The organism is Pseudomonas sp. Emmai, from assembly GCF_055179735.1.
Window position 1 is genome coordinate 5,384,035 of the sequence record NZ_CM143685.1, and the last position, 19,371, is coordinate 5,403,405.

The 19,371-nt window shown below is 60.7% G+C and carries 14 protein-coding genes; 5 read left to right on the forward strand and 9 right to left on the reverse strand.

The features are described from left to right. Positions 1–97: 97 nt before the first annotated feature. The 7 genes from cmk to mtnA all read right to left on the reverse strand — a co-directional run bounded on the left by cmk (position 98) and on the right by mtnA (position 10,790). Positions 98–787: a (d)CMP kinase gene (gene cmk / locus ACY4LX_RS24700; RefSeq protein ID WP_149660062.1), complete on the reverse strand. Its 690-nt coding sequence runs from the start codon at positions 785–787 to the stop codon at positions 98–100. Beyond that, positions 784–2,991: a bifunctional prephenate dehydrogenase/3-phosphoshikimate 1-carboxyvinyltransferase gene (locus ACY4LX_RS24705; RefSeq protein WP_463260645.1), complete on the reverse strand. Its 2,208-nt coding sequence runs from the start codon at positions 2,989–2,991 to the stop codon at positions 784–786. The genes cmk and ACY4LX_RS24705 overlap by 4 nt, the downstream gene beginning before the upstream one ends. 28 nt (positions 2,992–3,019) lie before the next feature. Beyond that, the gene (gene hisC, locus ACY4LX_RS24710) at positions 3,020–4,132 is read right to left on the reverse strand and encodes a histidinol-phosphate transaminase (protein ID WP_463258129.1); all 1,113 of its coding nucleotides are present in this window, start codon (positions 4,130–4,132) and stop codon (positions 3,020–3,022) included. 10 nt (positions 4,133–4,142) lie between these two features. Then, positions 4,143–5,237 carry a prephenate dehydratase gene (gene pheA, locus ACY4LX_RS24715; RefSeq protein WP_028620536.1) on the reverse strand — a complete coding sequence of 365 codons (1,095 nt, stop codon included), beginning with the start codon at positions 5,235–5,237 and terminating at the stop codon, positions 4,143–4,145. Further along, positions 5,237–6,322 carry a 3-phosphoserine/phosphohydroxythreonine transaminase gene (serC, locus tag ACY4LX_RS24720; protein WP_463258130.1) on the reverse strand — a complete coding sequence of 362 codons (1,086 nt, stop codon included), beginning with the start codon at positions 6,320–6,322 and terminating at the stop codon, positions 5,237–5,239. Before serC ends, pheA begins: the two co-directional genes overlap by 1 nt. A 303-nt stretch (positions 6,323–6,625) precedes the next feature. Further along, a complete protein-coding gene (gene gyrA, locus ACY4LX_RS24725; RefSeq protein ID WP_149660057.1) occupies positions 6,626–9,289 on the reverse strand; it encodes a DNA gyrase subunit A in 2,664 nt (887 codons plus the stop codon). A gap of 424 nt (positions 9,290–9,713) precedes the next feature. Next, positions 9,714–10,790 carry an S-methyl-5-thioribose-1-phosphate isomerase gene (gene mtnA / locus ACY4LX_RS24730; protein WP_463258131.1) on the reverse strand — a complete coding sequence of 359 codons (1,077 nt, stop codon included), beginning with the start codon at positions 10,788–10,790 and terminating at the stop codon, positions 9,714–9,716. A 108-nt stretch (positions 10,791–10,898) separates the two neighbouring features. Here mtnA and ACY4LX_RS24735 point away from each other — a divergent pair, with 108 nt between their 5' ends. The 5 genes from ACY4LX_RS24735 (at position 10,899) to ACY4LX_RS24755 (ending at position 15,817) form a co-directional block, all read left to right on the forward strand. After that, positions 10,899–12,233, forward strand: coding sequence for a TRZ/ATZ family hydrolase (locus tag ACY4LX_RS24735; RefSeq protein ID WP_463258132.1), 1,335 nt, complete (start codon positions 10,899–10,901; stop codon positions 12,231–12,233). A gap of 59 nt (positions 12,234–12,292) precedes the next feature. Continuing rightward, positions 12,293–12,991 (forward strand): bifunctional 2-polyprenyl-6-hydroxyphenol methylase/3-demethylubiquinol 3-O-methyltransferase UbiG, encoded by a 699-nt coding sequence (ubiG, locus tag ACY4LX_RS24740; RefSeq protein ID WP_149660054.1) that lies wholly within the window; start codon positions 12,293–12,295, stop codon positions 12,989–12,991. Positions 12,992–12,995: 4 nt separating this feature from the next. Beyond that, positions 12,996–13,667, forward strand: a complete 672-nt coding sequence (gene mupP, locus ACY4LX_RS24745) for an N-acetylmuramic acid 6-phosphate phosphatase MupP (RefSeq protein ID WP_149660053.1) — start codon at positions 12,996–12,998, stop codon at positions 13,665–13,667. Between the two features lie 107 nt (positions 13,668–13,774). After that, a complete protein-coding gene (locus ACY4LX_RS24750; RefSeq protein WP_007899713.1) occupies positions 13,775–14,515 on the forward strand; it encodes a YciK family oxidoreductase in 741 nt (246 codons plus the stop codon). A gap of 375 nt (positions 14,516–14,890) precedes the next feature. Continuing rightward, the gene (locus ACY4LX_RS24755; RefSeq protein ID WP_149660052.1) at positions 14,891–15,817 is read left to right on the forward strand and encodes a GGDEF domain-containing protein; all 927 of its coding nucleotides are present in this window, start codon (positions 14,891–14,893) and stop codon (positions 15,815–15,817) included. 59 nt (positions 15,818–15,876) lie between these two features. On the opposite strand, the gene ACY4LX_RS24760 is transcribed toward ACY4LX_RS24755, so the two are convergent. After that, entirely contained in the window at positions 15,877–16,638 is a 762-nt protein-coding gene (locus ACY4LX_RS24760; protein WP_372242352.1) for a TenA family transcriptional regulator, read from the reverse strand. Between the two features lie 79 nt (positions 16,639–16,717). Next, on the reverse strand, positions 16,718–19,174 hold the full coding sequence (locus tag ACY4LX_RS24765; protein WP_149660050.1) for an EAL domain-containing protein: 2,457 nt from the start codon (positions 19,172–19,174) through the stop codon (positions 16,718–16,720). Positions 19,175–19,371: the final 197 nt, after the last annotated feature.

The window sequence follows — 19,371 nt, forward strand, 5'->3', positions numbered from 1 at the left end:
GAAGGATACGCCCATCTCCACATCCCAGACGACGTGGGTTACGTTCATTAGAAGAAGCATCGCAAGACTATGACTGGTCCCCTGCAAAGCTTCTTGGTCACCCGGTGATATCGCGAATGGCGATTTCACTCATGATGCGTTCCAGCACCTGATCGATGGATAATTCCGTGGAATCCAGCTGTATGGCGTCAGCCGCCGGTTTGAGCGGGGCTACCGCTCGCTGGGTGTCACGCTCATCGCGGACACGTATCTCATCTAGCAGACTCGACAGACTAACACCATCGACTTTGCCCTTCAACTGCAAGTATCGACGGCGCGCACGCTCCTCGGCACTGGCAGTGAGGAATATCTTCAGCGGCGCATCGGGAAATACCACCGTGCCCATGTCGCGACCATCGGCCACCAGGCCCGGTGGCTCCTGAAACGCCCGCTGGCGCTGCAGCAATGCGTCGCGCACCGCCGGCAGCGCAGCGACCTGGGAAGCCCAGGCGCCGACCTGCTCATTGCGCAGATCATCGGTAACATCGTCACCTTCGAGAATAATCCGCTGCGGATGCCCTTCCGTCGCGCCGACGAACTGCACGTCCAGATGAGCGGCCAACAGCTTCAGCGACTCTTCATTGGTCAGATCGACACCATGATTGCGCGCCGCGAATGCCAGGAGGCGATACAGCGCACCGGAATCCAGCAGGCACCAGCCCAGGCGCTTGGCCAGAATCCCGGCAATAGTGCCCTTGCCCGAACCGCTAGGGCCGTCGATGGTGATGACCGGTGGCTTGATAATCACGACTGAGCCTCTTGTGCAACACGGATACCGACCTGCGCGCACAGCGCGAGGAAATTCGGAAACGAAGTCGCGACGTTGGCGCAATCATGGATGCGGATCGGTGCCGTGGCGCGCAACGAAGCCACGCTGAAGGCCATCGCAATCCGATGATCGCCGTGACCGTGCACTTCGCCGCCGCCGATCAGGCCGCCGTCGATGATGATGCCGTCCGGGGTCGGCTCGCATTTCACGCCCAACGCCAGCAAGCCGTCAGCCATGACCTGGATCCGGTCCGACTCCTTGACTCGCAGCTCTTCGGCACCGCGCAAGATGGTGCGCCCTTCGGCACAGGCCGCCGCCACGAACAACACCGGGAACTCGTCGATGGCCAGTGGAACCAGCGCCTCGGGAATCTCGATACCCTTGAGTTTAGCTGCTCGCACGCGCAGGTCGGCTACAGGCTCGCCACCGACTTCACGCTGGTTTTCCAGGGTGATGTCGGCGCCCATCAGACGCAGGATGTCGATCACACCCGTCCGGGTCGGGTTGATGCCAACGTGTTCGAGCACCAGCTCCGAACCCTCGGCGATGGATGCGGCGACCAGGAAGAACGCCGACGACGAGATGTCGCCCGGCACTTCGATGTGGGTCGCAGTCAGCTTGTGGCCGGACTCGACCGACGCCGTGGCGCCATTGACCGTCACCGGGTAGCCGAAGCCACGCAGCATGCGCTCGGTGTGATCGCGGGTCGGAGCCGGCTCGGTGACGGTGGTCTTGCCTTCAGCGTACAGGCCAGCCAGCAGCAGGCAGGACTTAACCTGGGCACTGGCCATCGGCATGGTGTAGGTCAGGCCTTTAAGCTTGTTGCCGCCGCGAATGGTCATCGGCGGACGACCTTCTGCTGCGGTTTCGATCACGGCGCCCATCTCACGCAGCGGGTTGGCCACGCGATTCATCGGGCGCTTGGACAGCGAGGCATCACCGGTCAGCGTGCTGTCGAAACTCTGCGCAGCCAACAGGCCGGACAGCAGACGCATCGAAGTGCCGGAGTTGCCCAGATAGATCGGACCTGGCGCAGGCTTCAGGCCATGCAGGCCGACGCCGTGAATGGTCACACGACCGTGGTGCGGACCTTCGATCACGACGCCCATGTCGCGGAAGGCTTGCAAGGTCGCCAGGGCATCTTCGCCCTCAAGGAAACCTTCCACTTCGGTGGTGCCTTCGGCCAGGGAGCCGAGCATGATCGAACGGTGGGAAATGGACTTGTCGCCCGGTACACGAATCCGCCCAGTCAGGCGGCCACCAGGTTGTCCCAGGAAAATCAGGTCGTTGGAGTTCATAGCGTCCACATAAGCCCGGCGGGCCAGGATTTTACTGAAATGTTCGCGGGCAACCCGGGCGCGCGTGAACACGCCCAGCAATTGATGCCCATCCCCTGCATCGACCGCGTCGCGCAAGGCGTCGAGGTCGCTGCGAAATGTATCGAGTGTGCGCAGGACAGCTTCGCGGTTGGCGAGGAAGATGTCGTGCCACATGACCGGGTCGCTTCCGGCGATTCTTGTGAAATCGCGAAAACCGCCCGCAGCGTAACGGAAGATCTCAAGATTTTCATTGCGCTTGGCCAGTGAATCGACCAAACCGAACGCCAACAGGTGCGGCAAATGGCTGGTCGCCGCCAACACTTCGTCGTGGCGCTCGACCTGCATGTGCTCGACATCGGCACCCAATTCGCGCCACAAACGGTCGACCACGGCCAGGGCTGCCGGATCGGTTTGATCCAGCGGCGTCAAAATCACTTTATGGCGACGGAACAGCTCGGCATTGGAGGCTTCCACCCCGCTCTGCTCGGAGCCGGCAATCGGATGCCCCGGCACGAAACGCGCCGGCATGCCGCCGAACGCTGCAGTGGCCGCACGCACCACATTGCCTTTGGCGCTGCCGACGTCGGTCAGGATCGCTTGCCCCAGGTCCATGCCCGCCAAACGGCCAAGCATTTTTTCCATGGCAAGAATTGGCACGGCGAGCTGGATCACGTCAGCCCCCTGGCAAGCAACAGCCAGGTCTTCTTCGCAGCGATCCACAACACCCAACTCAACTGCCAACTTGCGCGACTGCGGATCGAGATCGACCCCGACCACTTCGCGGCACAGGCCACTTTCGCGCAACCCCTTGGCAAACGAACCACCGATCAACCCCAGACCGACCACCACCAGGCGCCCGATCATAGGTTCAGCAGATTGCAGTGCAGTGACATCAACCACGAGCCAGAACCTTGGTCAGCGCCTCAAGGAAGCGACTGTTTTCAGCCGACAGACCGATGGTGATGCGCAAGTGGTTCGGCATGCCGTAATTGGCCACCGGGCGCACGATCACGCCTTCGCGCAGCAAGCCCTGGAAGACCGGTGCAGCGACCTGCCCCAGGTCAACGCAGATGAAGTTGCCCTTGGACGGAATCCAGCTCAGCCCCAGCTCACGGAAACCCGCTTGCAGCTGCAGCATGCCGGCTTCGTTCAGGCGACGGCTTTCAGCCAGGTATTCGGCGTCCTGCAATGCCGCGCACGCAGCGGCCAAGGCCAGGCTGTTGACGTTGAATGGCTGACGTACGCGGTTCAGCACATCAGCGACAACGGCGGTGGACAAGCCATAACCGACCCGCAGCGCCGCCAGGCCATAGGCCTTGGAGAAGGTGCGCGAGACCAGCAGGTTCGGATACGCCGCGAGGAAGTCCAGGCCATCCGGCAAGTCGCTGCCTTCGGCGTATTCGATGTAGGCCTCGTCCAGCACCACCAGCACGTGGGCCGGGACGTCCTGGAGGAATTCGTCCAGCGCTTCGGCGCCGAACCAGGTCCCGGTCGGGTTGTTCGGGTTGGCGATGAACACCACGCGGGTGTCGGCATCAATCGCGGCCAGCATGGCCGGCAGATCATGACCCCAGTCTTTGGCAGGGATCACGCGGGCGTCAGCGCCCACGGCCTGGGTCACGATCGGGTAGACCGCGAACGCGTGCTCGCTGAACACCGCGTTCAGGCCCGGGGCCAGATAAGCACGGGCGACCAGTTCCAGAATGTCGTTGGAACCGTTGCCCAGCGTCACTTGATTCAGCTCGACGCGGCACTGCTCGGCCAGCAGGGTCTTGAGCGCAAAACCGTTGCCATCGGGATAGCGGGTCAGCTCGGCCAATTCTTCACGAATCGCAGCCAGCGCCTTGGGACTGGCGCCCAGCGGGTTTTCGTTGCTGGCCAGTTTGACGATTTTGGCCGGATCGATATTTAGTTCGCGCGCCAGTTCGTCCACAGGCTTGCCCGGAACGTACGGCGAAAGTTGTTGCACGCCCGGCTGTGCCAGAGCGAGGAAGTCACCACTCATTTGCTACCCCTTAGAGAACTGCTTTCGGGTAGGAACCCAGCACTTTGAGTGCTACTGCTTCCTGACTGATCTTTTCCAGCACGCCTTTGATCAATGGATCACGGTGGTGGCCGACGAAGTCGATGAAGAACACGTAGGTCCATTTACCGCTGCGCGACGGACGGGTCTCGATTCGTGTCAGATCGATGCCGTTGTCGTGGAACGGCACCAGCAACTCGTGCAGTGCGCCGGGTTTGTTGCTCATGGAGACGATGATCGAGGTTTTGTCGTCGCCGGTCGGCGGCACTTCCTGACTGCCGATCATCAGGAAGCGCGTGGAGTTGTCCGGGCGATCCTCGATTTTCTCGGCCAGACGGGTCAGCCCGTACAAGCCTGCAGCCATGTCGCCGGCAATCGCCGCCGAATTCCACTCACCCTTGACCCGCTTGGCCGCTTCAGCGTTGCTGGACACCGCCACGCGCTCGACATTCGGGTAATGGGCGTCCAGCCACTTGCGGCACTGGGCCAGGGACTGGGCGTGGGAATAAATGCGGCTGATGCTGTCAGTCTTGGTGTTTTCACCGACCAACAGGTGATGGTGAATCCGCAGCTCGACTTCACCGCAGATCACCATGTCGTGTTCCAGGAAGCTGTCGAGGGTGTGGTTGACCGCGCCTTCGGTGGAGTTTTCCACCGGAACCACGCCAAAGTTCACCGCACCGGCCGCCACTTCACGGAACACTTCGTCGATCGCCGCCATCGGCTTGCTGATCACGGCGTGGCCGAAATGCTTCATGGCCGCGGCCTGGGTAAACGTACCTTCAGGGCCGAGGTAAGCCACTTTCAGCGGCTGCTCGAGGGCCAGGCACGAGGACATGATTTCGCGGAACAACCGCGCCATCTCTTCGTTGCCCAGCGGCCCCTGGTTACGCTCCATCACGCGCTTGAGCACCTGAGCTTCGCGCTCAGGACGATAGAACACCGGCACTTCGCCTTCGGCCAGCGAGGCCATCTTTACTCGCGCAACTTCCTGGGCGCAGCGTGCACGCTCGCTGATCAGCTCCAGGACTTTGGTGTCCAGGGCATCAATGCGAACGCGCAGTGCCTTGAGTTCTTGCTCAGACATTAGCCATGTTCCTTCTCGAACTCTGCCATGTACGAAATCAGTGCGTTGACCGCAACGATATCGACGGCGTTATAGATGGAGGCGCGCATGCCGCCCACGGAACGGTGACCCTTGAGGTTCAGCAGGCCACGTTCGTCGGCGCCGGCCAGGAATGGCTTGTCCAGGCGATCGTCGGCCAAACGGAACGGCACGTTCATCCACGAGCGGTCCGACTTGTTGATCGGGTTGCTGTACAGGCCGCTGGCGTCGATGAAATCGTACAGCGTGCGCTGTTTGACTTCATTGAGCTTGCCGATGGCTTCAACACCACCCTGCTCTTTCAGCCACTCGAATACCAGGCCCGACAAGTACCAGGCCAGGGTCGGAGGGGTGTTGTACATCGAGCCGTTATCGGCCGCGACCTTGTAGTTGAGCATGGTCGGGCACAGCGAACGGGCGTGACCGAGCAGGTCTTCGCGCACGATGTTGACCAGGATGCCGCTCGGGCCGATGTTCTTCTGGGCGCCGGCGTAGATCATGCCGAAACGCGAGATGTCCACCGGACGCGAGAGGATGTCCGAAGACATGTCGGCCACCAGCGGAATATCACCGGTTTCCGGGATCCAGTTGAATTCCAGGCCGCCGATGGTTTCGTTCGGCGCGTAGTGAACGTAGGCCGCGTCTTTCGACAGCTTCCATTCGTTCTGGCCGGGAATGGCGAAATAGTCGTAAGGCTTGGCGGTAGCGGCAACGTTGACGTGACCGTAGCGCGAAGCTTCTTCGATGGCTTTCTGCGACCAGATACCGGTGTCGATATAGTCAGCCGAGCCGCCCTCAGGCAACAGGTTCAGCGGAATCTGGGCAAATTGCTGACTGGCGCCGCCTTGCAGGAACAGCACTTTATAGTTCGAGGGGATATTCAGCAGATCACGCAGATCCTGCTCGGCCTTGGTCGCGATGGACACGAACTCATCGCTGCGATGGCTCATTTCCATGACCGACAGGCCCTTGCCGTGCCAATCGAGGAGTTCACCCTGAGCGCGCTTCAGGACAGCTTCAGGCAGCGCCGCAGGACCGGCACAGAAGTTATAGGCTCTCTTGCTCACATCCAATCTCGCTCTGATTTGGTGGATCGTACAAACATATCAGTCGACACAGACCCAATGCGGGAGCGGGCTTGCCTGTGGCGAGGGGGCTTGCCCCCGTTCGATTGCGAAGCAATCGCAAACCGGCCACCACGTTCTCATGCAAGATAACGGCGACTGGTTTCAGGGGCGCTTCGCACCCCAACGGGGGCAAGCCCCCTCGCCACAAAAGCCCGGCACCCACACGGATCTCCATGGGTGTCGATATTTCATTGCGGAGAAACAAGAAGGGGGCGAATTCTCATCCGCCCCCTGTTTGCCCGCTTATTCCTGCGGTTCTTCGTCGGCGGCGGCGTCGAGTTGCTGGTCTTCGGCAACGTCGTCGATCACGACCTCACCGTCGAACACTGCACCTTCTTCGCCCTCTTCGCCTTCGAGCTCTGCGCCTTCGACTTCCGACGGCTCCTGAACCCGCTCCAGACCTACCAGCTTTTCATCGCTGGCCAGTTTGATCAAGGTCACGCCCTGGGTGTTACGCCCCAGGCTGGAAACTTCGTCGACTCGAGTACGAACCAGGGTGCCCTGGTCGGAAATCAGCATGATTTCCTCGCCGTCGAGCACCTGGACGGCACCGACCAGACGGCCGTTACGGTCGTTGCTGACCATGGCAATAACGCCCTGACCGCCACGCTTGTACTCAGGGAACTCGGTGATCGCCGTGCGCTTGCCGTAACCACGGGCCGAAGCGGTCAGGATCTGGCTGCCTTCTTCCGGGATCAGCATGGAAATCAGCTTCTGGCCTTCCGGTAGACGCATACCGCGAACACCACGAGCGGTACGGCCCATGGCGCGAACGTCGGTTTCCTTGAAGCGCGTCACCTTGCCGCCGTCGGAGAACAGCATGACTTCGCGGCTGCCATCAGTAATGGAAGCAGAAATCAGCACGTCGCCTTCGTCCAGCTCCAGCGCGATCAGGCCGACGCTGCGTTGACGGCTGAAGGATTCCAGCGGGGTCTTCTTCACGGTGCCTTTGGCGGTCGCCATGAAGATGAAGTGACCTTCGGTGTATTCGTCGACCGGCAGCATGGTGGTGATGTATTCATCACTGTCCAGTGGCAGCAGGTTGACCAGCGGACGACCACGGGCAGCGCGGGAGGCTTCCGGGATTTCGTAGGTTTTCAACCAGTACACTTTGCCTTTGCTGGAGAACAGCAGCAGCGTGGTGTGGCTGTTGGCGACCAGCAGGTGAGCGATGTAGTCCTCATCCTTGACGCCGGTGGCCGATTTGCCTTTACCGCCACGACGCTGGGCCTGGTACGCAGCCAATGGCTGGGTCTTGGCGTAGCCACCGTGGGAGATGGTCACGACGCGCTCTTCTTCCGGGATCATGTCACCCAGGGTCAGGTCGAGACGGGCATCGAGGATTTCGGTGCGGCGCACATCGCCGTATTCGGCGCGGATCACTTCCAGTTCTTCGCGGATCACTTCCATCAGGCGCGTGGCGCTGCTGAGGATGCGGATCAGTTCGCCGATCTGGTTGAGGATCTCCTGGTACTCGGCCAGCAGCTTCTCGTGCTCCAGACCAGTCAGGCGGTGCAGACGCAGTTCCAGAATGGCTTGCGCCTGTTCTGGCGAGAGGAAGTACTTGCCTTCGCGCAGACCGTATTGCGGGTCCAGGGTTTCCGGACGGCAGGAATCGGCACCGGCGCGCTCAACCATCGCGACCACGGCGGAAGATTCCCACGCGGTCTTGATCAGCGCTTCCTTGGCTTCCGACGGCGTCGGCGAGGCCTTGATCAGGGCGATGACCGGGTCGATGTTCGACAGGGCAACCGCTTGACCTTCCAGGATGTGGCCACGTTCGCGGGCTTTACGCAGCTCGAACACGGTACGGCGGGTCACGACTTCGCGACGGTGACGAACGAAGGCTTCCAGCAGGTCCTTGAGGTTCAGGATCCGCGGACGGCCGTCGATCAGCGCGACGATGTTGATACCGAACACCGCTTGCAGCTGGGTCTGGGCGTAGAGGTTGTTGAGAATCACCTCAGGCACTTCGCCACGACGCAGCTCGATCACGACGCGCATACCGTCCTTGTCGGACTCGTCGCGCAGTTCGGTGATGCCTTCCAGCTTCTTCTCTTTGACCAGCTCGGCGATCTTCTCGATCAGACGGGCCTTGTTCAACTGGTAAGGGAGTTCGGTGATGACGATCTGCTGGCGACCACCGACCTTGTCGATGTCTTCGATCATCGAGCGTGCACGCATGTAAATGCGGCCGCGACCGGTGCGGTAGGCTTCGATGATGCCGGCGCGACCGTTGATGATCGCGGCGGTCGGGAAGTCCGGACCCGGGATGTATTGCATCAGCTCATCGATGGTCAACTCAGGGTTGTCGATGAGTGCCAGGCAACCATCGATGACTTCACCGAGGTTGTGCGGCGGGATGTTGGTCGCCATGCCCACGGCGATACCGCTGGAGCCGTTGACCAGCAGGTTGGGAATACGGGTCGGCATGACCGCCGGGATCATTTCGGTGCCGTCGTAGTTCGGCACCCAGTCCACGGTTTCTTTATGCAGGTCGGCCAGCAGCTCGTGCGCCAGCTTGGTCATGCGCACTTCGGTGTATCGCATGGCGGCGGCGTTGTCGCCGTCTACCGAACCGAAGTTGCCCTGACCGTCTACCAGCAGGTAGCGCAAGGAGAATGGCTGCGCCATCCGAACGATGGTGTCGTACACCGCGGTATCACCGTGAGGGTGATACTTACCGATCACGTCACCGACAACACGGGCAGATTTCTTGTACGGCTTGTTGAAGTCGTTGCCCAGCTCGCTCATCGCGAACAGCACACGCCGGTGCACGGGCTTCAAGCCATCGCGCGCATCCGGCAGTGCCCGCCCGACAATTACGCTCATCGCGTAGTCGAGGTAGGACTGCTTCAGCTCGTCTTCGATATTGACCGGGAGGATTTCTTTGGCCAGTTCGCCCATGAGAAGCCTGATTCCTTTTTCTGGTGAAACTTCGTCACATCCATTCGGGACGAACGAAGCTCGCCGATGACGGCTGAGTGCCATGCACCGACTTACGACAAATCAACGAGTTATGCCATGGATCTGCGCAGTAAAGACAACCCCGTGGGACTGCCTCGGAAAACGCCGGATGTTATCACAGGAGCCGCCACGCACCTATCCCCCTGATGCGCATGGAGCATAGTTAGTTGACCGGTGACAGGCTTAACGGCGACGAGAGAGGCTTAGAGCCGACACAACCCTCGATTCGCAAGCGGAATATGAGGCAGTAGGGAGGAGAGATCGAGTCATCGTTCTTCGCGGGCAAGCCTCGCTCCTACAGATTCCACATTCCTGTAGGAGCGAGGCTTGCCCGCGAAGGCGCTTTAACTGACACCAAATACCGTCAATGCAGACGCTTGCGGCACATCAACTGCGCCATTTTCGCCGTATCCGGCCGCTCGACGATGCCCTTCTCGGTGACGATGGCGTCGATCAGGTCGGCCGGGGTCACGTCAAACACTGGATTGAAAGCATCAACATCTGCCCCGACGCGTTTGCCGCCAACGTCCAGCAGTTCACTGCCGGCACGCTCTTCGATAGGAATGTCGTCGCCACTGGCCAGGTTCATGTCGATGGTCGAACTCGGCGCCACCACCATGAACCGCACGCCGTGGTGCATCGCGCTGACCGCCAGTTGATAGGTGCCGATCTTGTTGGCCACGTCGCCATTGGCGGTGATCCGGTCGGCACCGACGATGACCCAGGTGATGCCCTTGGTCTTCATGATGTGCGCGGCGGCGGCGTCGGCGTTGAGCGTCACCGGAATGCCTTCGTTGGCCAGTTCCCACGCCGTCAAGCGCGAACCTTGCAGCCACGGGCGGGTTTCGTCGGCGTAAACGCGCTCGACCATGCCTTCGATGAACGCACCGCGAATCACCCCCAGCGCCGTGCCGAAGCCACCCGTGGCCAGGGCACCGGTATTGCAATGGGTGAGGATCGCCTGGGCGTTGCCCTGGTGCTTGCGAATCAAGTCCACACCCAGTTGCGCCATGGTCAGGTTGGCTTCGCGATCGCTTTCGTGGATGGCGATGGCCTCCGTTTCCAGCGCCGCCAGCGGGTCGGCATCGCCCTTGAGACGGTCCAGGCGATCACGCATGCGACCCAAGGCCCAGAACAGATTCACCGCCGTCGGACGGGAATCGGCCAGCAGCGCGTAATCCTCTTCCCACGCGGCCTGCCAGTCGCCGCCCTCGGCAATGCGAGCACGAGCCGACAGCACCATCGCATAAGCGGCGCTGATGCCAATCGCCGGAGCGCCGCGCACCACCATCGAGCGAATGGCCTCGGCCACGCCGGCGGCGCTGGTGCAGGCGATCCAGGTTTCCTCGAATGGCAGAATCCGCTGATCCAGCAGGTACAGGGCGCCATCACGCCAATCGATGGCCTTTACCTTCTCCGCAGCCAACAGTCGATCGCGCATCCCACACCCCGCACTCATGAACAAAAGCCGCCGATTATAGCGAGCCCCCCGCGAAGACGCTCGGGTATACTTCGCCATCCTTTACAAAAGCACTGGAACCGACCCTCGATGCCGAAACCTGCCGTTGCGCTCGACTTATTATTGCTGCCGACCTGGCTGGTACCCGTCGAACCCGCTGGCGTGGTCCTCAAAGAGCACGGCCTGGGCATCCGCGACGGTCGTATCGTATTTATCGGCCCGCGTGCCGAAGCGCTGAAGTGTAACGCGACTGAAACTCGCGAGCTGCCGGATGTTCTGCTCGCCCCCGGCCTGGTCAACGCCCATGGCCACGCGGCGATGACGCTGTTCCGGGGCCTGGCCGATGACCTGCCGTTGATGACCTGGCTGGAAAACCACATCTGGCCGGCCGAGGCCAAGTGGGTCGATGAAGCGTTTGTGCGCGATGGCACCGACCTGGCGATTGCCGAACAGCTCAAAGGCGGCATCACCTGCTTCTCTGACATGTATTTCTTCCCGAAGGTTGCTAGCGAACGCGTGCATAACAGCGGCATTCGCGCGCAAATCGCGATTCCGATCCTCGATTTCCCGATTCCGGGCGCTGCCACGGCGGACGAAGCCATTCGTCAGGGCGTCGAACTGTTCGGCGACTTGAAGCACCACGAACGGATCAAAATCACCTTCGGCCCCCACGCTCCCTACACCGTGGGCGACGAAAACCTGGAAAAAATCCGGGTCATCGCCGAAGAGCTGGACGCGGCGATCCACATGCACGTCCACGAAACCGCCTTCGAAGTGCAGCAATCGGTGGAGCAGCGCGGCGAGCGCCCGCTGGCCCGCCTCGGGCGCCTGGGCTTGCTCGGGCCGCGCTTCCAGGCGGTTCACATGACCCAGATCAGCGATGAAGACCTGGCCTTGCTGGTAGAAAGCAATACCAATGTGATTCATTGCCCGGAATCGAACCTGAAGCTGGCCAGTGGTTTCTGCCCGGTGGAACGCCTGTGGCAGGCCGGGGTGAACGTCGCCGTCGGCACCGATGGCGCGGCCAGCAATAATGACCTCGACCTGCTCGGCGAAACCCGCACCGCGGCGTTGCTGGCCAAGGCTGTCGCCGGCTCGGCCACGGCGCTGGATGCCCACCGCGCCTTGCGCATGGCGACGCTCAACGGTGCCCGCGCCCTCGGGATCGAAGCGGAAGTCGGCTCGCTGGAAATCGGCAAGGCTGCGGACATCGTCGCTTTCGACCTGTCCGGGCTGGCCCAGCAACCGATCTACGACCCGGTTTCGCAACTGATCTACGCCACTGGCCGCGACTGCGTGAAACACCTATGGGTCGCTGGCAAACAACTGCTCGACGACAAGCGCCTGACGCGCCTGGATGAAGCACAACTGTGCGCCACGGCCAAGGCCTGGGGCCAGCGCATCAGCGGCCACACCGAATCGTAAGCCCCCCCGGGCGCAAACCCGGGGCAACAGGATTTTTCAAGTTTTAGAGGACTTAAACCATGAGCAACGTCGACTACGCCGAAATCGCCAAATTCGAAGCCCTGGCCCATCGCTGGTGGGACCGCGAAAGCGAGTTCAAACCGCTGCACGACATCAACCCGCTGCGGGTCAACTGGATTGACGAGCGGGTCAACCTGGCCGGCAAAAAGGTGCTCGACGTCGGTTGCGGCGGCGGCATCCTCAGCGAAGCCATGGCCCAGCGCGGCGCTACCGTCATGGGCATCGACATGGGCGAAGCGCCGCTAGCGGTCGCGCAACTGCATCAACTGGAATCCGGCGTGACCGTCGAATATCGCCAGATCACCGCCGAAGCCCTGGCCGAAGAGATGCCCGAGCAGTTCGACGTGGTCACTTGCCTGGAAATGCTTGAGCACGTACCGGACCCATCCTCGGTCATCCGCGCCTGCTTCAAGATGGTCAAGCCCGGTGGTCAGGTGTTCTTCTCCACCATCAACCGCAACCCGAAGGCCTACCTGTTCGCGATCATCGGCGCCGAATACATCATGAAGCTGCTGCCGCGCGGCACCCACGACTTCAAGAAATTCATCCGCCCGTCCGAGCTCGGGGCCTGGAGCCGCATGGCCGGCCTGACCGTCAAGGACATCATCGGCCTGACGTACAACCCGCTGACCAAGCACTACAAACTGGCGGCCGACGTTGACGTCAACTACATGATCCAGACCCTGCGCGAGGAGTAAGCCGATGCGAATCAGAGCAGTCCTTTTTGACATGGACGGCACCCTGCTCGACACCGCGCCGGACTTCATCGCCATCTGCCAGGCGATGCGTGCCGAGCGCGGCTTGCCGCCGATGAACGACCAACACATTCGCGACGAGATCTCCGGCGGCGCCAAAGCCATGGTCGCGGTGACGTTCTCCATGGACCCGGAATCCCCGGGGTTCGAGGCGCTGCGCCTGGAGTTCCTGGAGCGCTACCTCGTGGGTTGCGCGGTGCACAGCAAACTCTTCGACGGCATGGGCGAGCTGCTGGCCGACATCGAGAAGGCCAACCTGATCTGGGGCGTGGTCACCAACAAGCCGCTGCGGTTTGCCGAACCGATCATGCAACAGCTGGGGCTGGCCGAGCGCTCGGCGCTGCTGATCTGCCCGGACCATGTGAAGAACAGCAAACCGGACCCGGAGCCGTTGATCCTCGCGTGCAAGATGCTCGACCTGGACCCGGCCAGCGTGTTGTTCGTCGGTGATGATCTGCGGGATATCGAGTCGGGGCGTGATGCCGGCACCAAGACCGCCGCCGTGACCTACGGCTATATCCACCCGGACGATAACCCGCGGCATTGGGGCGCGGATGTGGTGGTGGATCATCCGCTGGAGTTGCGCAAAGTGCTGGATAGCGCGTTGTGTAGCTGCTGATCCGCTTTTCGTAGGAGCAAGGCTTGCCCGCGATAGCGGTTTCGAAGACGCCATCGCGGGCAAGCCTTGCTCCTACAGGGTTCGCTTTCTGATTTGTTGAGGTTTTTATGTTTGATTATTCCGCCCGCCCTGAATTGCTCAAGGACCGGGTCATCCTGGTCACCGGCGCCGGCCGTGGCATTGGCGCCGCCGCCGCAAAAACCTACGCCGCCCACGGTGCCACCGTGCTGTTGCTGGGCAAGACCGAAGCCAACCTGACTCAGGTCTACGACGAAATCGAAGCGGCCGGTCACCCGCAACCGGCGGTGATCCCGTTCAATCTGGAAACCGCCCTGCCCCATCAATACGATGAGTTGGCCGCGATGATCGAGACTGAATTCGGGCATCTCGACGGTTTGCTGCACAACGCCTCGATCATCGGCCCGCGCACGCCGATCGAGCAGTTGTCCGGTGAAAACTTCATGCGCGTCATGCACGTCAACGTCAACGCCATGTTCATGCTCACCAGCACCCTGCTGCCGCTGCTGAAGCTGTCGCAGGATGCTTCGGTGGTGTTCACCTCCAGCAGCGTCGGACGCAAGGGCCGGGCGTACTGGGGCGCGTACGGCGTCTCCAAGTTTGCCACCGAAGGGCTGATGCAAACCCTGGCCGACGAAGTCGACACCGTGGCACCGGTGCGTTCCAACAGCATCAACCCCGGCGCCACCCGCACCAGCATGCGCGCCCAGGCTTATCCGGGGGAAAACCCGCTGAACAACCCGACGCCCGAGGAGATCATGCCGGTCTATCTGTACCTGATGGGGCCGGACAGCACGGGCATCAATGGCCAGGCGTTCAACGCTCAGTAACGCCGCACGTCGCTTTTGTGCCGCGGCATTTAATTGCCGCGGCATGCCGGATCCGCGTCAACTCCCGCCCTTTACAGTCAAACAAATGCCGCTGCCTCCAGCGGCATTTTCTCAAAACCGCTCTAATCCAATGATTTGAAACAGTTTTTATCCGAATGAACCGAATGGCACGACTTTCGCTCTAATTTTGTTCAGACACGCAGTGTGACAGCAGCTGGCGGTGGCGCCTGAGTCGATAGGTTCCTTATCTTCGACAAAGCGGACTAAACTCGTACCAAATGTCCTACGGGACTGATGGACCAGTATGACGCGCAGCCCAAAGCCGCTCTCACCCAGCCTGTAAGACAGCCTTACTGCTTTAGGGGCTCACGCCATATGAAATCACCTTCCCAGACCAACGCAATTGACTTCGACAGTGCCAAATTGCAACGCCTGGGCTTTGGTCAGCAGCCTCCTCTCCTGGAGCGGCCGGTCAGCCTCGCGCAATTGCGCCAGCAACTGGGCATGCAACTGCAAACCAGTCTTGAGCCGCAACGCATTCTCGGGCTCTTTTTCCGCGAAATTCAGCGCCTTGTGCCTCTGGATGCCTTGAGCTACCAGCACAAGACGAGTGACTTGCGCCTGGAATTCGGCCAGCGCGGTCATCATTCGGTCAGCTATAGCCTGAGCCATGAAGGTGAACATCTGGGTGAGTTGGTGTTCCGCCGCAATCAGCGTTTTAACGAGCAGGAACAGGGCAACCTGGAGTCGCTGTTGTCGGCGCTGCTCTATCCGATGCGCAATGCCCTGCTCTACCGCGTCGCAACCCAAAGCGCCCTGCGCGACCCACTCACCGGCACCGGCAACCGCGTCGCCATGGATCAGACTCTGCAACGGGAAATCGACATGGCGCACCGGCATCGCCAGCCGTTGTCGTTGCTGATGCTGGATATCGACCACTTTAAACGGGTCAATGACAGCCACGGCCACAGTGCTGGCGATGAAGTGCTCAAGGCGGTTGCCGCCTCGATCAAGGGCCAGTTGCGCAACGTGGACATGGTGTTCCGTTTTGGTGGCGAGGAGTTTTTGATCCTGCTGTCCAACACCAGCCGGGAAGCGGCGGCGATGGTGGGCGAACGCCTGCGGTTTGCAGCTCAGGCCCAGGATTATCACGCTGATGGCCGGGTGATTGAGCTGACGGTCAGCCTTGGTTGCTCGACGTTGCTGCCGGGCGAGTCGGCCGAGAGTTTGCTGCGTCGCGCTGACAGCGCGCTGTATGTGGCCAAGCGCGAGGGGCGTAATCGGTTGGCGATGGCGGGGTAATACCTGAACAGGCCCGTGTAGGCGCTGCCGAAGGCTGCGCCTACACGGGTTGACGACGTTTAGCTTTCCGCCAATGCCATCCGCTCGCGAGCGACCGGCACTCGTTCCGCGTGTTCCTGCTGCATGCAGCGCTCCAGGAACAGGAACATGTAGTCGTAGCTCTTGCACACGGCCTGGCGCAGTTCCACTTGCAGGGCTTTGCTCGGATTGGTGCCGGCCAGGGTGCAGATGATTTCCAGCGCTTCCCACGGGTGGGCATCGTCGTACTGGGCGTGCATCTTCAACCACTTCATCGCCCGCTTGCGATCCTCCTCGGGGAACGCTGCCGCGTACACACCCGTGGAACACACCAGCGCCGACCACTCCCCGGTCGCGCCTTCAATGGCGTAGTTGGTCGCAGCGATGGCCACGATCAGCGAATCCGCCGAACTGGTGTGCCAGCACCAGTGACTCAAGGCGTGCAGTTCCGGCGCAACTTGCTGGGCTTGCAGATCTTCCAGGCTGACACCGTGAGCCCGGCTCCAGTGCACCCAGTAATCGGCGTGATTGAGTTCGACACGAATGTTACGCATCAGCCAGCGCCGCGCCATGTCTTCGCCGGGGTGGCGAGCAAAGCGGGTCTTGGTGAGATTCTGTGCCATATATAAAGCGAACTGCTCAACGACGGGCCAGCCACCTATCAGGTACTGGCGCATGGTTTTTGCGCTGAGTTTGTTATCTCGCATGCGCTGATACAGTTCGTGTTCGACAACCCGGCGTTTGCTCTCGCTGCAATCCTGGATCAACTGTTGGGCCCAGGCGGGATAACTTGCAGCTTCCATGAGTGGTCCGGTTCGGTTGAATGTGTCGATCACTGTTCGGCTCCTTTTGATTTGTGATTGTAATGATCAGCAAGAGATTTCAACGGAACGTGCCAGGCGCCTTGAATAACAGCGGTTGCGGTCTGGCGGGACGACTTTGCAAACTGTCGCAGGTAAACAATTGCGGGCGTTCGATGACATACCCTTGAGCGTAATCGACACCGATCTCGAGCAAGGCCTGCTCGATCTGAGGTGTCTCGACAAACTCGGCAATGGTGCGCTTACCCATGACATGGCCGATGTGGTTTATCACCTCGACCATAGCGCGGTTAATCGGGTCGTCCAGCATGTCCTTTACGAAACTCCCGTCGATCTTCAAGAAGTCTACAGGTAAATGTTTCAAGTAAGCGAACGAGGACATTCCGGCGCAGAAGTCATCAAGTGAGAAGTGGCAACCTAAACCTTTGAGTTCATTAATAAATCTGATTGCACTTCCTAAATTCGAAATAGCGCTGGTTTCTGTAATTTCAAAACAAATCATTTCCGGAGGAATAGCGTAAGTAACAAACTGTTCACGCAAGAAGTCCAGGAACGCCTCATCTCCGATAGTAATGCCTGAAAGATTAATCGCACACATGGCCAACGGGCCTTTACGTTGTTCGGCAATACATTGGGCAATGATCTTGAAAACGTTCTCTACCACCCAACGATCCAGCGACGTCATCAGGCCATAACGCTCGGCCGCCGGAATGAAACTGTCAGGCAAAATCATCCGCCCGGCCTCGTCATGCAGGCGCAGCAGTATTTCGATGTGTCCGCCCTGTTCGACATGGCCCAGCGGCGCAATTTCCTGGGCGTACAGGCAGAAACGGTTCTCTTCCAGGGCCATGTGCAGACGCTGGACCCAAGCCATCTCGCCAAAGCGCAGGGACAGTTCCGAATCGTCGGCGTGGTAGACCTGAACCCGGTTGCGGCCCTTTTCCTTGGCCATGTAACAGGCCATATCGGCGGCGCGCAGCGAGGTTTCAAGGGTGGTCGGCGTCTGGGCGATATGGACCAGGCCGATGCTCACGGTGGTCAGGAACGGCCGCCCCTTCCACACAAAGTGCAGGTTTTGCACGGTCTGGCGCAGCACTTCGGCGATTTTTTCCGCGTGTTCCGGTGCGCAGTTCTCCAGCAGGATGCCGAACTCGTCACCGCCCAGCCGGGCCAGGGTGTCGCCTTCACGCAGGCCGGATTGCAGCAACGCGCAGATATGCCGCAGCAGTTCATCCCCCGCCGCATGGCCGCAGGTGTCGTTGACCAATTTGAACTGGTCCAGGTCGAGGAACATCAAGGCATGCCGCCCCGACTGGCGCGTCAGGTTATGCAGCGCCTGCTCCAGGCGATATTCGAATTCGCGACGGTTCGCCAACCCGGTCAAGGCGTCGTGGGTCGCTTGCCAGGACAGGTTGGCGATGTATTGCCGTTCCTGGGTCATGTCGTGCAGCACCAGCACCGTGCCGCTGACCTTGCCGGCATTGCGGATCGGCGCGCCGACCAGAGTCACCGACACGGTGCTGCCATCCAGGCGCTGGATCAGTTTGGAATGTTCGCTGCCGCCGCTGAGCTGACCACTGAGGATGTGTTCGATCAGGGTAAAGCCGTCGGCCTGGGCATTCTCGTCCAGCAGATTGAACAGCGCCGCCAGGGGCAGGCCGGTGGCCTGTTCGGCTTTCCAGTGGGTCATGGCCTCGGCGGCCGGGTTCATGTAGGCAATCGCCCCTTCGACATCCGTGGTGATCACGCCATCGCCAATCGACTGCAAGGTGATCTGCGCCCGGTCCTTCTCCAGTTGCAGGGCCTCGGCGAAGGCATGCCGTTGCTTGAGCAGTTTGTGGGTGCGCAGCAACGCCAACACGATCAGCCCCAGCGCCGTGGCCAGGTTGGTCACCAGCAACAGCCGCAGAATCACCCGCGAGCCCTCGCCCAACGCATCGCTAAACGCCTTGGCGGCCGGGGTCACGCCGTCGTTGATCGCAAAAATCTGGTCTTTCCAGCGCTTGATGTCGGTAGCGGTAGCCTGATTGTCGACGACTTGCTGGTGCATCTCCCGGGCGACGTCATCCAGTCGTACCAGATAAGAGTCGCCCACTGTCCAGAGATCAATGGCTTTTTCCAGATAACTGAAATGCCGGAAGTTCAAGTACAGCCAGATAACGCTGGAAACGTCGTCCGGATGATTACCCCCCTTGAGAATCCCCACCCGTGCCGCTTCAAGATCCGGAGGCTGTTTGTCCAGCGCCACGCGCAACTCATGCCCGCCTTGGGGCACGGCAATGGCGTTCTGGTATTTGCGGAAAATCGCCTCGTCGCGACTGTCGGCGTAGAGGTTGAGGTAATAGATGGCGTCTTTCTGGCCCTTGGACCAGAGGCTTTCCCCGGCCACATAGCCGCGCACCGCCGACAGCACGTACAGGCTGACGCCACCGAGCAACGCTTGAAACAGCACCACGGCGATAAACGGCCAGACGATGCCCAACAATCGTGGCGTTCCGAGAGTCCGTTTTGGCTTCATGAGGTCCCTTGCATAGGTACTGCCTGATCATCATCCAGATCAAACCGCTCCCGCAAGACTAGGAGGCGATCCCCGTCCCCGCAAGGACGCGTTCGTTCCGGCGCGGGCAAGTTTGCACCAATAACCGGTTTTCGACGCAATTCGGGCAAAAACAGAGGAATTCCAAGGGAAGCTTCTGCGCAATAACTATGTACAGC